The 15,478-nt window shown below is 66.6% G+C and carries 13 protein-coding genes and 3 tRNA genes; 8 read left to right on the forward strand and 8 right to left on the reverse strand.

The window, feature by feature from the left end; all coding sequences use genetic code 11:
* Window positions 1-24: 24 nt before the first annotated feature.
* The 3 genes from icmH to tssJ form a co-directional block, all read right to left on the reverse strand.
* Entirely contained in the window at window positions 25-789 is a 765-nt protein-coding gene (gene icmH, locus ACFPAH_RS10995) for a type IVB secretion system protein IcmH/DotU (RefSeq protein ID WP_379744659.1), read from the reverse strand.
* A complete protein-coding gene (tssK, locus tag ACFPAH_RS11000) occupies window positions 786-2,132 on the reverse strand; it encodes a type VI secretion system baseplate subunit TssK (protein ID WP_379744662.1) in 1,347 nt (448 codons plus the stop codon). The genes icmH and tssK overlap by 4 nt, the downstream gene beginning before the upstream one ends.
* Window positions 2,133-2,193: 61 nt before the next feature.
* Entirely contained in the window at window positions 2,194-2,757 is a 564-nt protein-coding gene (gene tssJ / locus ACFPAH_RS11005) for a type VI secretion system lipoprotein TssJ (RefSeq protein WP_379744665.1), read from the reverse strand.
* A gap of 191 nt (window positions 2,758-2,948) precedes the next feature.
* Here tssJ and ACFPAH_RS11010 point away from each other — a divergent pair, with 191 nt between their 5' ends.
* The 7 genes from ACFPAH_RS11010 to tssA all read left to right on the forward strand — a co-directional run bounded on the left by ACFPAH_RS11010 (window position 2,949) and on the right by tssA (window position 10,422).
* Window positions 2,949-3,518 carry a tetratricopeptide repeat protein gene (locus tag ACFPAH_RS11010; protein ID WP_379744668.1) on the forward strand — a complete coding sequence of 190 codons (570 nt, stop codon included), beginning with the start codon at window positions 2,949-2,951 and terminating at the stop codon, window positions 3,516-3,518.
* Window positions 3,519-3,576: 58 nt separating this feature from the next.
* Entirely contained in the window at window positions 3,577-4,080 is a 504-nt protein-coding gene (tssB, locus tag ACFPAH_RS11015) for a type VI secretion system contractile sheath small subunit (protein WP_379744671.1), read from the forward strand.
* Window positions 4,081-5,571, forward strand: coding sequence for a type VI secretion system contractile sheath large subunit (tssC, locus tag ACFPAH_RS11020; RefSeq protein ID WP_379744674.1), 1,491 nt, complete (start codon window positions 4,081-4,083; stop codon window positions 5,569-5,571).
* Window positions 5,572-5,604: 33 nt separating this feature from the next.
* Complete coding sequence (locus ACFPAH_RS11025) at window positions 5,605-6,096, forward strand: Hcp family type VI secretion system effector (protein WP_379744677.1); 492 nt, start codon at window positions 5,605-5,607, stop codon at window positions 6,094-6,096.
* 84 nt (window positions 6,097-6,180) lie between these two features.
* Window positions 6,181-6,708, forward strand: coding sequence for a type VI secretion system baseplate subunit TssE (gene tssE / locus ACFPAH_RS11030; protein ID WP_379744680.1), 528 nt, complete (start codon window positions 6,181-6,183; stop codon window positions 6,706-6,708).
* A 14-nt stretch (window positions 6,709-6,722) separates the two neighbouring features.
* Complete coding sequence (gene tssH, locus ACFPAH_RS11035) at window positions 6,723-9,401, forward strand: type VI secretion system ATPase TssH (protein ID WP_379744683.1); 2,679 nt, start codon at window positions 6,723-6,725, stop codon at window positions 9,399-9,401.
* 10 nt (window positions 9,402-9,411) lie between these two features.
* Window positions 9,412-10,422, forward strand: coding sequence for a type VI secretion system protein TssA (tssA, locus tag ACFPAH_RS11040; protein WP_379744686.1), 1,011 nt, complete (start codon window positions 9,412-9,414; stop codon window positions 10,420-10,422).
* An 85-nt stretch (window positions 10,423-10,507) separates the two neighbouring features.
* Here the strand turns inward: tssA and phaP are convergent, their stop codons facing one another.
* The 5 genes from phaP to ACFPAH_RS11065 all read right to left on the reverse strand — a co-directional run bounded on the left by phaP (window position 10,508) and on the right by ACFPAH_RS11065 (window position 11,994).
* The gene (gene phaP / locus ACFPAH_RS11045) at window positions 10,508-11,077 is read right to left on the reverse strand and encodes a TIGR01841 family phasin (RefSeq protein WP_379744689.1); all 570 of its coding nucleotides are present in this window, start codon (window positions 11,075-11,077) and stop codon (window positions 10,508-10,510) included.
* Window positions 11,078-11,161: 84 nt separating this feature from the next.
* The gene (locus ACFPAH_RS11050; RefSeq protein WP_379744692.1) at window positions 11,162-11,365 is read right to left on the reverse strand and encodes a hypothetical protein; all 204 of its coding nucleotides are present in this window, start codon (window positions 11,363-11,365) and stop codon (window positions 11,162-11,164) included.
* A gap of 200 nt (window positions 11,366-11,565) precedes the next feature.
* A tRNA-Leu gene (locus tag ACFPAH_RS11055) sits at window positions 11,566-11,650 on the reverse strand.
* Between the two features lie 94 nt (window positions 11,651-11,744).
* Window positions 11,745-11,829: transfer RNA gene (locus tag ACFPAH_RS11060), tRNA-Leu, on the reverse strand.
* Window positions 11,830-11,909: 80 nt separating this feature from the next.
* Window positions 11,910-11,994 (reverse strand) — tRNA-Leu (locus ACFPAH_RS11065).
* A 324-nt stretch (window positions 11,995-12,318) separates the two neighbouring features.
* Here ACFPAH_RS11065 and rnr point away from each other — a divergent pair.
* Window positions 12,319-15,477, forward strand: coding sequence for a ribonuclease R (gene rnr, locus ACFPAH_RS11070; protein ID WP_379744695.1), 3,159 nt, complete (start codon window positions 12,319-12,321; stop codon window positions 15,475-15,477).
* The last annotated feature ends 1 nt before the right edge of the window (window position 15,478 follow it).

The raw sequence follows: 15,478 nt of genomic DNA on the forward strand, positions 1-15,478 counted from the left end.
GCGGTTTTTGCTTGTCCCTTCCAGTCAGGGCAGGGTGATGGTCACGTTCGCCGCGCGCGGCGGCAGCTTCACCAGGTCGTTGTAGCTGGCCAGGGCGGTGTCGGTATCCATGCCCAGCTTGGCGCGAAAGCCCACGTAGGCGCCGAGCGCGGCGAGCGCGAATACCGAGCTCAGGACCCACAGCGACAGGTCGGAACGCAAGGTGTTGGTGATGTGGTCGGGACGCTCGGCATGCGGCGCGAAGCCGCGGTTCTTGCCGCGCATGCGCGCGATCTCGTCGCCCAGGCGCGCCACCAGGTAGTTCAGCTTGTCGTGGCCGTCGAGGGCGTAGCGGCCCTCGAAACCCAGCAGCAGGCACATATGGAACACTTCGAGGGCCTGCAGGTGGACGCTGCCTTTCGCGCGCAGGTCCTCGAGCCGGTGGAAGAAATGTTCGCCGGCGAGCTGGTCGCCGAAGATGCGCAGCTGCAGCGGGCGCGTCTCCCAGGCCTCGCGCACCTCGAAGTTCGAGCGCAGGATGATTTCGTCCACCGCCGAGCAGAAGGCGTACTTGGCGGCGGTGACGTCGTCGGCGCCGACGCCGGCGGCGCGGGCGTTGCGGTCGACGTCGCCCAGGAAGGCCGTCATGTGGTCGGCGAAGGCCGTCTTGTCGTGCGGCCCGCAGCCGTTTTTCAGCAGGAACAGGGCATAGAAACCTTCGTACATCAGGTCCACCAGGCTTGGCGCGGCGGCCCCGGTGGCGCCGCGCCCCGGCTGTGGCGCAGCCCTTCTTTCGACGTGGGCGCTCATGCCGCCACCCCGATCAGGTCGAGCTGCAGGTCGCGGATACCGTTCGGCACGTAGATCGAAATGGCCTGGGCCTTGAGCATGTTCTCGTACAGGGCGCCCCTGTTCTCGAGGAGGAAATAATGGGTGTCGGGCCGGATCGGCAGCGCGGCCGGTACCTGCGGCGCGTGGATCAGCTTCACGCCGGGCAGCGCCGAGAGGACGAATTTGTCCACGTCCTGCGGCGCGCCGAGCTTGAAGCGCAGCGGCACGGCGTCGACCAGCTGCAGCGCCGGCATGTCGGCCGATACCGCCAGGTAGAGCGTGGTCTGGGCCGTGATCTTGCCGGAATCGAGGGCGCCCAGGTGGTAGGACGGACGGTCGTTCGACAGCGCGATCGAGAAGTAGCGGCTCGACACCACCGTATCGAGCAGGTCGCGCAGGATCTCGTCGAGGCGCGCAAAGGCGGGGCCGGGGTCGAGGTGCGAGTAGGCCGGCAGGTCTTCCAGCTTGTAGCTGCGCGAATAGGCCATCAGGCCGCCGGCCAGGGCCAGCAGGTCGCCGAACAGGCGCTCCGGATGCAGTTCCGGGTGGTTGAGATAGTGCGACAGCGCGGCGTAGCCCGTGCTGGCCGTGTGCAGCAGCCAGAACGAGGACATGTCGCCGCCGCGGATCTCGACCACCTTGCGGCTCGGTTCGCGCATGTGGCCATACAGCGCGTTGACCTTGGCCAGCAGCTTTTCCATCAGCCGCGCGACCGCGTTGTGCAGGCCCGGCGCGCCGTCGATCGAGACGCTCGGCGGCAGGAAGGCGGGGTCGATTTCGAAGCCGCCGGTGGCCACCCGGCGCAGCCGCAGCAGGGGGAAACTGTCGTAGGCGTCGAGCGCATCGGTGTCGAACACCAGGCGCACGGTCTTCCTCAGGTAGGTGATGGAAGCGTCGGCCGCCCGGGTGAACAGGTCCTGGGTGTCATGGTCGGCCTGCACGAAGCGGGCGTCGTCGCGTTCGGCATCGGCCTCGCTGCAGTTGTCGCCGTAGGATTTCATCGCCGGCAGGGCGGCGTGGACGGTGACCGACTGGGTGGCCGGCGGCAGGTTGCCGAGCCTGACCTGGTGCGGCAAGGCGTCGCCTTCGGGCGCCCGGTAGAGTTCCCCGTCGGGGAAGACCAGCGACAGCGCCTCGATGCGCAGCACGTCGTTGCGCAAGGCCTCCTGGTCGATACCGAGGCGCCGCACGCCCCAGGCATAGGGGTGCAGGGCGCGCGCCGTCTGGTTCAGGCGCGCCTCGTGGTAGCGGTCCTGTTGCTGGAAATGTTGGGGACGCAGGAACAACCCTTCGCCCCACAGCAATTTCGATGGCATGTTCATGGCACCTCGAGAAAAAATGGTTTGCGGAAAGTATTGAGCTTGCGCGAACGCCGGGCCGCCCTCATTGACAGCGCGCAGAGCCCGTCGCCCTTGCGCCGCCGATCGGCTGGGCTCCGGCGCCGGCCGACAGCGCGCAGGACTGCAGGCCCAGCGTCAGGCCGGATCGTTCGGCCTCGGGGCTGGCGAACGCCAGGCGCCAGCGCTGCGGCGCCGGCGAATGGAACAGCGCCACGACGCCGACGTAGGCCGCCTCGCGCGGCACGTTCTCGATCGTCTCCATGCGCTGTCCAGGCACCACGATCACCTCGCGCACCCCGACCAGGTCGGCGCCGAAGGCCTCGCGCTCGGCACCGGGCGTGAGGAAGGCGGCATACGGCGCCGCTTCGAAGGCCGCGGCCTGGCGCAGGGTGTAGATGCGCGTCACCAGGGCCAGCGGCCGGCCCTGGGCATCGCTGTTGAGGCGGGGCGCGGCGTGCAGGCGCAGCCGCACCTGGTGCGGCGACTTCTCCATCTCGGCAGCCGGCTGGCGCAGGCCGGCCGCTTCCAGCGCACGGTTGGCGACACCGTCGCGCGCGCAACCCGACAGGGCGCCGAGCAGGAGCAGGCAGACAGGAATTCGGTTCATGTGTTCGCTTGCCTCTCGTAAATAAGGCCAGCGCTCATTTAACAGGAACCCCGGGCCTGGCCTGTGAGACGGCGCAAGCGGGAGAGGCTTTATGCGTTGCGGCAGGGACCTGTCGTGTTGTTGACTGTGCGCAATTCTTTAGGCTGCGCTTACCGAATAATGGCGTCTGGTTCAACGTACTGGAGACCGAGATGATGTTCAAACGACTGATGCCGGCCATGGCGTGTGTCGCATTGTTGAGCGCCTGCGCAAGCAGCGGCCAGGGATCGGGCAGCATGGCGAAGGCGACGACGGTGGAAGCCTCGATGGCTGCTGCCGACGCGGCGGTCGCCGCCGGCCAGCCCGACAAGGCCTATGCCTTGCTCAAGGGGGCAAGCCAGGCCTTCCCGACCGACAAGACACCATGGGTGCGGATGGCCCAGATGCGCTTCGACAGCGACAACTATGGCGAAGCGATCGTCCATGCGCTCGAAGCGCTCGAACGCGACCCCGACGATACGCTCGCGCACAGCATCGCCGCGGTCAGCGGCCTGCGGGTGTCGAGCAAGGCGCTCGGCGACCTGGCGCGCAAGAACAAGCTGGACGGCGACGTCAAGTCGGAAGCGCAGGACCTGGCCAAGCTGCTGCGCGCGAGCCTGGGCGAAGACGTTCTGGTGCCGGGCAAGGCCAAGACACCGGTCCGGCGCGCGACCACGACGGCGGCGCGGGCGCCGGCCAAGCCCGCCGCGACATCGAGCGACCCGTTCGACGCGCTCAAGTAACGATGCAGTAAGCGATCGCCGGCCGGCGCCCGCCGGTCCCATTTCCCCTGGAGCTGACATGGCTAAGAGTGAAAGCGTACAAAAACGCTTGCAGAAAGTGCGCGCGCCGCGTGTGCAGATGACCTACGACGTCGAGATCGGCGACGCCATCGAGAACAAGGAGCTGCCCTTCGTGGTCGGTGTGATCGGCGACTTCGGTTCCGATCCGAACGCCGAGAAGAAGCGCCTGAAGGACCGCAAGTTCGTCAACGTCGACGCTTCCAACTTCGACGAGGTGCTGGGCGGCGTGGCGCCGAGCGTGCAGTTCCGGGTCGAGAACCACCTGTCGGAAGAGGGCGGGCAGTTCGGCGTGCAGCTGCAGTTCCGCGAGATGGCGGACTTCCGTCCGGAGTCCGTGGTGCAGCAGGTGGCGCCCCTGCGCGGCCTGCTCGAAGCGCGCACCAAGCTGGCCGACCTGCGCAACAAGCTGGCCGGGAACGACAAGCTCGACGACATCTTGAGCGAGGTGCTCGGCAATACCGAAAAACTCGACAGCCTGCGCAAGACCACGGAGGACAAATAAATGGCGGCGATTCTGCAGGAGGCGCAACAAGGGACGCAAGCGCTGGAACTGGACCATTCCCTGCTCGACCAGATCGTCGAGCAAAGCCGCGTCGCCGCTTCGCCCAGCGAGCACGAACGGGCGCGCGACCTGATCTCGGAACTGGTCACGCAGGTCATGTCGGGCACGATGGTGGTGTCGAACAACCTGTCGGCGATGATCGACGCCCGCCTGGCCGAACTGGACCGGCTGATCTCGACCCAATTGTCGGCCGTGATGCACGCGCCCGAGTTCCAGAAGATGGAGCGCACCTGGACCGGCCTGCAATACCTGGTCAAGAATTCGTCCACCAGTTCGGGCCTGCAGATCCGCATGCTCAACGCCAGCAAGCGCGAACTGGTCAAGGACTTCCAGGCCGCACTCGAATTCGACCAGAGCTCGCTCTTCAAGAAGATCTACGAAGAGGAGTTCGGCACCTTCGGCGGCGCGCCCTACGGCGCCCTGGTCGGCGACTTCGAGATGAGCCGCCAGCCCGAGGACATGTACTTCCTCGAGCAGATGTCGCACGTGGCCGCCGCCAGCCACGCGCCCTTCATCACCTCGGCCGCGCCGGAACTGTTCGGCGTCGAAAGCTTCGGCGACCTCGGCAAGCCGCGCGACCTGGCCAAGGTGTTCGACACCGTCGAATACGCCAAGTGGAAGGCCTTCCGCGAGTCCGAAGACGCGCGCTACGTCGGGCTGACCCTGCCGCGCTTCCTCGGCCGCCTGCCGTACAACCCGGTCGACGGCATGAGCACCGAAGGCTTCAACTATGTCGAGGACGTCGACGGCACCGACCACGGCAAGTACCTGTGGTGCAACGCCTCCTACGCGTTCGCCGCCAAGCTGACGCGCGCCTTCGAGGACTACGGCTGGTGCGCGGCGATCCGCGGCGTCGAGGGCGGCGGCCTGGTCGAGAACCTGCCGACCCATACCTTCAAGACCGACGAAGGCGAAGTGGCCCTGAAATGCCCGACCGAGGTGGCCATCACCGACCGCCGCGAAAAGGAACTCTCGGACCTGGGTTTCATCTCGCTGGTGCACTGCAAGAACACCTCGTATGCGGCCTTCTTCGGCGCCCAGTCGGCGCAGAAGGCGAAGAAGTATGCCAACGAGGCCGCCAACGCCAACGCCATGCTGTCCTCGCAGCTGCAGTACATCTTCGCCGTCTCGCGCATCGCCCACTACATGAAGGCCATGATGCGCGACAAGATCGGCAGCTTTGCCGCCGCTTCCAACGTCGAGGATTACCTGAACCGCTGGCTGACCCAGTACGTCTTGCTGGACGACAACGCCAGCCAGGAGCAGAAGGCCCAGTTCCCGCTGCGCGAAGCCAGCGTGCAGGTGTCGGAGGTGCCGGGCCGGCCCGGTTGCTACCGCGCGGTCTCCTTCCTGCGCCCGCACTTCCAGCTCGACGAATTGTCCGTTTCCCTCCGTTTGGTCGCGGAGTTGCCGCAGTCGACCAAAAATTGATTCACCTACAAACCGAACCAGGAGCTAGCAAACATGGCAATTGACGTATATCTGCAGATCGATGGCATCAAAGGCGAATCGATGGACGACAAGCACAAGGACTGGATCGAGTGCACCTCGGTGAACTGGGGCGTGAGCCAGCCGCGTTCGGCCACCGCATCGACCGGCGGCGGCCATACGGCCGAGCGCTGCGAGCACAAGGAAATCACCTTCACCAAGCTGGCCGACCTGTCGTCGCCGATCCTGATGCAGACCTGCGCGGCCGGCAAGACCATCCCCAAGGCCAAGCTCGAATTCATGCGTGCCGACGGCCAGGGCGAGCGCATCAAGTACTTTGAAATCGAGCTGGAAAACGTGCTGATCGGCTCGGTCATGCCGACCGTGAAGGAAGGCTCGATCATGCAGGAAACTGTCAGCCTGAAGTTCTCGCAGGTCAAAAACAAGTACACCCAGCAAAAGGTCACCGGCGGCGCCGGCGGCAATACCTCGGGCGGCTGGAACCTGGCGACCAACAAGATCGCCTGACCGCCGCAAGCGTAAAGGACCACCGGTGCCGGCCGCCGCGCCGGTCACCGGTGGCGCCTCGTTCATCTCTCTCCAGGGCTTCCCATGAAAGGCTTCACTCCCGGCCTGCTCGACCGCCTGATGGACGAGCGCGGCGAGCCGGGTGCCGCCGCGCCCCTGGGCATCGAGCAGATCAAGGACCACGTGGCGCGCGACCTGGAGGCGCTGCTCAATACGCGGGCCGCGCTGCCGCCCGCGGCCTTCGACGAATTTCCCCTCGCGCGCGCGTCGATCCTGAACTACGGCCTGCTCGACTTTGCCGCCTTCTGCATGAGCAGCGAGGAAGACCGCGCCGCGATCTGCGCAGCGCTGACCTGCGCCATCGAAACCCACGAGCCGCGCCTGAAGGACGTCAGCGCGAGCATCGCCATCGCGCCGGGGAGCGTCAACCGGCTCGACTTCATCATCCATGGGCGGCTCGAACTGGGGGCCGGCGGCGAGGAGGGCGGCAGCGTGAATTTCAGCGCCGTCCTGCAGCCCTCGTCGCTGCACTACGCAATCAGGAAGACGGGACATCCGCGCGGCCCCGGCGGCCGGCGCCAGGATACCCAAGGCCAGGACACTTTACGATAAAGGATGCGACCCGCATGGACATCAACCTCAAGACCCTGATCGGCAAACTCAATGGCGCATCGCGCCTGGCGGCGACGCGCGCAGCCAATATCTGCGTCGGCCTGGGCCAGTATGAAGTCGACATCGAGCACCTGTTCCTGGCGCTGCTGGAACAGGCGGACTGCGACGTCGTCGTCGCGGCGCGCGCCTGCGAGATCAGCCTGTCGCGCCTGGAAAACGACCTGCGCCACGAGGTGGCGCGTTTTGCCGGCGGCAGCACGCGCACGCCGGTGTTCTCGAAGCACCTGCCGGCGCTGTTCGAGCATGCCTGGTTGATCGCCTCGCTGGGGACGGACGGCCCGAACCAGATCCGCAGCGGCCACCTGCTGCTGGCGCTGCTCACGGAACCGAGCCTGGCCCAGCTGGCCCAGCGCGCATCCAAGCTGTTCGCCGACTTCCCGCCCGAGCGCCTGAAGCACGATTTCGACCGGCTCACGCGTGGATCGAGCGAGGCGGCCGCGCCTGCTTGCGGCGCTGTACGGGAAGCCCGGCAGGGGCAGGGCGGCGATCCGGTCGGGGAACTGCAGGCGGCCGCCCCGGGCAAGACGCCGGCGCTGGACCAGTTCACCACCTGCCTCACGGCGCGCGCGCGCGAAGGCAAGGTCGACCCGGTGATCGGGCGCGATCCGGAAATCCGCCAGGCGATCGACATCCTGATGCGCAGGCGCCAGAACAACCCGATCCTGACCGGCGAGGCGGGCGTCGGCAAGACCGCCGTGGTCGAAGGGCTGGCGCTGCGCATCGTGCAGGGCGACGTGCCGGAAGTGCTGCGCGGGGTCGAGATCCATACCCTCGACATGGGCCTGCTGCAGGCCGGCGCCAGCGTCAAGGGCGAGTTCGAGAACCGCCTCAAGAACGTGATCGACGAGGTGAAAAAGAGTCCGCACGCGATCATCCTGTTCATCGACGAAGCGCATACGATGATCGGCGCCGGCGGCGCGGCCGGCCAGAACGACGCCGCCAACCTCCTGAAACCGGCGCTGGCGCGCGGCGAGCTGCGCACCATCGCCGCCACCACCTGGGGCGAGTACAAGAAGTATTTCGAGAAGGACGCCGCGCTGGCGCGCCGCTTCCAGGTCATCAAGGTCGAGGAACCGGACGAGGAAACTGCCTGCGCGATGCTGCGCGCGATGGCGCCGCTGATGGAACAGCATTTCGGCGTGCGCGTCTACGAGGAAGCCATTGTCGAAGCGGTGCGCCTGTCGCACCGCTACATCAGCGGGCGCCAGCTGCCGGACAAGGCGATCAGCGTCCTCGACACGGCCTGCGCCAAGGTCGCGCTCGGACAGAGCGCCACGCCGGCGCTGCTGGAAGCGAGCCTGCGCAAGATCGAGCGGATCGACGCCCAGATCGCCGCGCTCGAGCGCGAGCAGAGCGGCGGCGGCGACCACGCCGCGCGCCTGATCGTGCTGCGCGGCGAACGCATGGCCGTGCTGACCGAGCAGGAGCGCCTGAACGCGCGCTGGGAACAGGAACGCGCGCTCACGGCGGACATCGCGCGCCTGCGCGGCGAACTCGAAGGCGGCCGCGGCGACGCCGCCCCATTGCGGGCGGCCGTGGACGAACTGCGCGCGCTGCAGGGCGAGGCGCCGCTGGTGCCGGTCCAGGTCGACGGCAGCACCGTGGCGGCGATCGTCGCCGGCTGGACCGGCATCCCGCTCGGGCGCATGGTGAAGGACGAGATCCGCACCGTCCTGCAACTGCAGTCGCTGCTGGACGAACGCATCCTCGGCCAGTCGCACGCCACCGCCGCCGTCGCCCAGCGCGTGCGTACCGCGCGCGCCAACCTCGACGACCCGAACAAGCCGAAGGGCGTGTTCCTGTTCGTCGGCACCTCGGGCGTGGGCAAGACCGAAACCGCGCTGGCGCTGGCCGACCTGCTCTACGGCGGCGAGCGTAAGCTGGTCACCATCAACATGAGCGAATACCAGGAAGCGCACAGCGTCTCCGGCCTGAAAGGCTCGCCGCCGGGCTATGTCGGCTATGGAGAAGGCGGCGTGCTGACCGAGGCGGTGCGGCGCAACCCCTACAGCGTGGTGCTGCTCGACGAAGTGGAAAAGGCGCACCCGGACGTGCTCGAGCTGTTCTTCCAGGTGTTCGACAAGGGCGTGCTGGACGATGCCGAAGGACGCCAGATCGACTTTCGCAACACGATCATCATCCTCACCTCGAACACGGCGTCCTCCACGATGATGGCGGCCTGCCTGAACAAGACGACGAGCGAGCTGCCGAAACCCGACGCCCTGCTCGACATGATCCGGCCGCAGCTGATGAAGCAGTTCAAGCCCGCCTTCCTCGGGCGCCTGACGACGGTGCCGTTCTACCCGATCGGCGACGAGGTGCTGGCCAATATCATCCGCTTGAAACTGAACCGCATCGGCCAGCGCGTACTGAGCAACCATGGCGCCACGTTCGAGTACGACGACGCCCTGGTCAACGCCGTGCTGGCGCGCTGCACCGAAGTCGATTCGGGTGCGCGCAATGTCGACACCATCCTGAACGGCACGCTGCTGCCCGAGATCGCCGACAGCGTGCTGGCGCGGATGGCCGAGGGCGGGGCGATCGCCCGCATCAAGGTCGGCGCGACCAAGGCCGGCAAGTTCAAATATACGATCGACCCGGCGATAGCGGCGGCGGCCGCGACGCTGCAATAAGGAGAGGGCCATGTTCAAGGTCGAGCAGTTACTCAACCCGGTCGGTCCATCTTCTCCCTGCGGCGAAGACCTCGCGTTTTCGCCCGAACTCGATGCGATCGCCCAGGCACGCAAGGCGGACGATCCGTCGATCGAGCAGGGCGCCTGGGTCACCACGCTCAAGGAAGCGGACTGGAAGTTCGTCGCCAGGCGCTGCGCGCAGCTGCTCGAGACGCGCAGCAAGGACTTGCAGCTGGCCGTGTGGCTGGCCGAAGCGAACGCCAAGATGGCCGGGCTGCGCGGGCTGGCCGACGCGCTGCTGGTGATCGCCGGGCTGTGCGAGCGCTACTGGGACGGCCTGTATCCGCTGCCCGACGAAGGCGGCTTCGAGCAGCGCATCGGCAACCTGGCCTGGATCGCCGCGCGGTCGCCGCAACTGGCGATGGAATGCCCGGTCACCGAAGACCGCGCCTTCTCGATGCGCGACATCGAAGCGGCGCGCACCCACGGCGCCGCCAAAATCGCCGAGGTCGAGGCGGCGCGCAGCCGCAGCTCGACAGCCTTCCAGCAGGCCTTGCTGGACGACTGCAATGCCTGCCTGGCGGCGCTGGCCGCGCTGGAGGCGGCGGTCGATGCCCGGCTCGGGGCCGACGGCCCGGGCTTTTCGACGGCGCGCACGGCGCTGCAGAACCTGGCGCACTTCGTCACGCCGGGCACTGCCCCGGCGGGCACCGTGCCGGCGGCAGCCGTACCCAGCCTGCCGCAGCCGGCCTTGCCGGTCGTCTCCGCCGCGGCGGCCGCACTGCCGGCCGTCGCCGGCCCGATCCAGAGCCGCGCCCAGGCGCTGGCGCAACTGCGCGCGGTGGCCGACTTCTTTCGTCAGGCAGAGCCGCACAGCCCGGTCGCCTACCTCGCCGACAAGGCGGCGGCCTGGGGCGAACAGCCGCTGCACCTGTGGCTCAAGACGGTGGTCAAGGATGCGGGCGCGCTGGCCCATGTGGAAGAGCTGCTGGGGATCGAAAAGGATAGTCAGGAAGGGTGAAATATCCTTTCATTCGAGGCATTGAAATGAAAGGATACTGCAAGGGCAGCCGAGGCTGCCCTTGCTGTTTTGACGCAGGCGAAGCTTACTCGGCCGGCTTGTCCGCGCCGGCCGGCTTGTTCATGCCGGGATTGACCAGCGAGGACGCCTTGGCAATCTGCTCCTCGACGTTCTGCACGGCCTGGCGCGTGGCCTGGGTGACCTGCTCGTAGCCCTTGAAAGCGTTGTCGATCGCCGCCTTGATGATTTCGACGGCGTTCTCCGAACCCGGCTTGACGTTCTGGGTCACGTCGTAGATCAGGGCCGACAAGGTACTCTTGGCCTCGGCGACGTGCACCTCGGCGGCGCGCCGGAACTCGCTTTGCATTTCGTCGATGATCGCTTTCATCTGGTCGCGGTACTCGACGCTGCCGGACATGTCCGGCGTCATGCGCGCCGAAAGCGCGTCGAAGGCGGCGCGGGCGTCCTGCGCTTGCGTCATGTCGCGGCTCGCCGCGAGCGTCTTGTCCATCGTGCTGCGGGCGGTCGCCATGTTGAGCGCCATCACCTGTTCCAGACCCTTGACCGTCTTGTTGGCGAGCATGTCGAAGGTCTGCATTTGCAGGTCGAACAGGGTTTTGGTGGCGGATGCGAATTGTTCGGGACTCGTGAACATCAATGTCTCCTCGGTTTTACCGGGCAGGGTTCTGCCCGGTTATATCAATCATTGCGACGGACGACTTGCGGGCTGACGACCCTATTATTTAGCAACGATGAGCTTTTCGCAACGCCCGTCCCGATAGGGACCGGCGGCGCGCTCCCAGCCGGGGCCGAGCGGTGTCTGGGAACAGGCGAGCTTGCCGTCCGCCTTGCTGCGCCACTGGTACCAGGGCGCGGGCTTGGCGGCGGCGCCGGCCACGGCGCAGAGCAGGACGAGTCCGGTCAGGAAGGAATAAGGGTGCATGGCAGGGCCAGCATAACCGGTTTGCGCCGTGAACGGTACATGGCGGCTTGACCTTCCCATGGTGGAGAGGGCGCAACAACGCAAAACGCCGCAAACCTTTTGCAAGGATTGCGGCGTAAGGAAGAGTCCAACAACGCAAAACGCCGCAAACCTTATGCAAGGATTGCGGCGTTTTGCGCCGGCTAACGCCAGAAAGCTTTTGGTGCCCACGGAGGGACTCGAACCCCCACACCTCGCGGCACATGGACCTGAACCATGCGCGTCTACCAATTCCGCCACGTGGGCACTGCAAGTACTGCCAACACTACTCGAACTTCACGCGTGGACTCGGGAGTCCACCCTACGATGCTACTACTTCTGCGGATTTACATCCGGTAGATGGTGCCCACGGAGGGACTCGAACCCCCACACCTCGCGGCACATGGACCTGAACCATGCGCGTCTACCAATTCCGCCACGTGGGCATTTTTTGCTGCTAACACTACTCGAACTTTATGCGTGGACTCGGGAGTCCACCCTACAACTGCGGGATACTGCCAGTAGATGGTGCCCACGGAGGGACTCGAACCCCCACACCTCGCGGCACATGGACCTGAACCATGCGCGTCTACCAATTCCGCCACGTGGGCATTGTTACTGCTAACCGCTGAAGCTGATACAATATCAGGCTTTACCGTTTTTCGCTAGATCAACTTTCGCTGCTCCGGCGCCGAACTGCCTGCATCTTTACCGCTTTTCTCTCTCGCTTCACATGCTGTCGTTGCGAAAGAGCCGAGATTATAGCGGAACGATTACAAAAGTCAAAGACCCTCTCTTGCATTTCCGCAGCACGCTTCGTTAGGCATTGGTTAGGCAAATTGCGTGGTCCTCCGTTACACTACGCCTGTCAAGGTGTCAATCTAACCACGGTGCCGGCCGGTCCGGCGCCCCTCGAGAAGAATCAAGAAAACGATTTGAAGCAACCTACTCATACTATCCCTAGCCGCGAGGAAATCCTCGGTATTTTCCGTGATGCCGGCACGCCGCTCGATGCAGCCACGCTCGCACGTGCCCTCCGGGTCAAGCCCGCCGCCCAGGAAGTCCTGGGCCGCCGCTTGAATGCAATGGAACGCGATGGCCAGCTGCGCGCCAGCGCCGACGGTGTATACAGCCTCGCCAACGGCTCCGATTTCGTGGCCGGTAAAGTCAGTGCCCACCGCGACGGTTTCGGTTTCGTCATTCCCGACGAGCCGGGCGCCGACCTGTTCCTGAACGACAAAGAAATGCAGAAGGTCCTGCACGGCGACCGCGTCCTGGCGCGCATCACCGGCACCGACCGCCGCGGCCGCCCCGAAGGCACGATCGTCGAAGTGGTCGAGCGCGCCAATACCCACGTCATCGGGCGCCTGCTGAATGAAGGCGGGGTGTGGATCGTCTCGCCGGAAGACCAGCGCATGAACCAGGACATCCTGGTCGCCGGCTCGCCCGGCAAGGCCAAGTCCGGCCAGGTGGTCAGCGTCGAACTGATCGAGCAGCCGGCGCGCTTCCAGAAGCCGACCGGCCGCATCGTCGAAGTGCTCGGCGAACTCGACGACCCGGGCATGGAAATCGAAATCGCCGTGCGCAAGTTCGGCGTGCCGCACGTGTTTTCGCCCGCCGCGCTGAAACAGGCCAACAAGCTGCCCAACGAAGTGGTCGCGAGCGACCTGGTCGACCGCGTCGACCTGCGCGACGTGCCCCTGGTCACCATCGACGGCGAAGACGCGCGCGACTTCGACGATGCGGTCTATTGCGAGCCGGTCAAGCTCGGCCGCGAAGACGGTTTCCGCCTGCTCGTCGCCATTGCCGACGTCAGCCATTATGTGCGGCCGAACGACGGCCTCGACGTCGACGCGATCGAGCGCAGCACCTCGGTCTATTTCCCGCGCCGCGTGATCCCGATGCTGCCGGAAAAACTGTCGAACGGCCTGTGTTCGCTGAACCCGGCCGTCGACCGCCTGTGCCTGGTGTGCGACATGGTCGTCTCCAGCGACGGCGAAGTGCAGGCCTACCAGTTCTATCCGGCCGTGATGCACTCGGCCGCGCGCCTGACCTATAACCAGGTGGCCGACATCCTGGCCAACCCGGACGGCGAGGAAGCGAAAAGCCGTCCGGCCATCGTGCCGCACCTGCAGAACCTGAGCCGCGTGTTCCAGGCCCTGCTCGGCGCGCGCCACGTACGCGGCGCGATCGATTTCGAAACCACCGAAACCTATATCGTCTGCAATGCGATGGGCAAGATCGAAAAGATCATCCCGCGTACCCGCAACGACGCGCACCGCCTGATCGAGGAGTGCATGCTGGCCGCCAACGTGTGCGCCGCCGACCTCCTGATCCGCCACAAGCACCCGGGCACCTTCCGCATCCACGCCACGCCGACCGAGGAAAAGCTGAACCAGCTGCGTACCTTCCTCAAGATGACGGGCCTGAACCTGGGCGGCGGCCTGAAGCCGACCGCCGGCGACTACGCCGCCCTGATGCGCGAGATCAAGGAGCGCCCGGACGCGGCCCTGCTGCAGACCATGCTGCTGCGCTCGATGCAGCAGGCCGTCTACAGCCCGGACAACGTCGGCCACTTCGGCCTGGCCTACGAGGCCTATGCCCACTTCACCAGCCCGATCCGCCGCTATCCCGACCTGCTCACGCACCGCGCGATCAAGGCCGTCCTGCAAGGCAAGCGCTACGAGCCGAAAGGCATCGATCTCTCCAGGCTGAACACGACCGTGTCGAACGCCGCCCGCAAACAGGCCGCGAAAGACAAGGCCGAGGGCACGGCCAAGGACGCCAAGGACCTGACCATCTGGGACGCCCTGGGCGTGCACTGCTCGGCCAACGAGCGCCGCGCCGACGAAGCCTCGCGCGACGTCGAGAACTGGCTCAAGTGCTTCTTCATGCAGGACAAGCTGGGCGAGTCCTTCACCGGCACCGTGGCCGGCGTGACCACCTTCGGCATCTTCGTCCAGCTCGACGAGCTCTACGTCGAAGGCCTGGTCCACGTCACCGGCCTCGGCCAGGACTATTTCCAGTACGACGAAGCGCGCCACCAGCTGCGCGGCGAGCGTACCGGCAAGACCTTCGGCCTGACCGACCGCGTCACCGTGCAGGTCGCCAAGGTCGACCTCGAGGCGCGCAAGATCGACCTCGTGCTGGCCGAGGAGGGCAGTGCTGCCGTGCCCGCTCCTGCGCAGCAGCAGCAGGGCCGCGAGGCCGCCGTCCAGCCGGCCCAGCGCCAGGCGCCGGCCGTCGAGGCCGAGGAAGAAAAGGGCGGCCGTTCGAAGCGTTCGCGCCGCTCCCGCAAGGAGCGCGCGGAACGCGCAGCCGCGGCGCAGGCGCGCGAGCAGGCGAACAATGCACCGGCGCCGCGCTTCGATGCGGCGCTCGAGCCGGACAGCTCGGAAGCCGCGCGCCGCGCCCGCCAGTCGGCCAACGCCAAGGCGGCCAACGCCCAGGCGCGCCAGCAGGCGGCCGAGGCAGCCGAGGCAGCCGCTGCTGCAAGCGAAGCCGCCGCACAGGCGCCGCAGCAGGACAGCGAGGCCAAGGCCAAGCGGCGTCCGAAGAAGGACAAGGCAGCCGCGCCGGTCGAGGCGGTGATCGCAGCGCCGGCCGCCGTCGTGCAGCCGGTCGCTGCCGCGCAAGCGGACGATGCGGTCGCGCCGAAGCCCAAGCGCGCGCGCAAGACGGCCCAGCCTGCCGCCGAGCTCAGCACCGAACTCGGCAGCGAGGCGCCTGCTGCGGTTGTCCAGCCGCCGGCCGGCGAGGCGACGGTTGCCGCCAAGCGTCCGCGCCGCGCGAAGAAGAGCGAAGCGGCCGAGCCCGTCGAAGCTGGCCGCGCAGAGGCACCGGCGCCGCAGCCGGAAGCCGCGGTTCCCGCCAAACGGGCACGCCGCGCGAAGGCAGCCGAGCCGGCGCCAGCGGCAGAAGTCGCGGCGGCGCCGGTGGCGAAAGCCCCGGCCAAGCCGCGCCGTGCGCCTGCCGCCAAGGCCGCCGCAGAAGCAGCTCCCAAAACGAGCGCCGCCAAGAAGTCCGCGCCCAAGAAGCCCGCTGCCAAAGCGGGCGGCACCACCTCCAAAACCAGCAGCAAAAAAGAAAAGTAAT

The sequence above is a fragment of the Massilia sp. GCM10023247 genome (assembly GCF_042653325.1).
Lineage (GTDB): Bacteria > Pseudomonadota > Gammaproteobacteria > Burkholderiales > Burkholderiaceae_D > Telluria.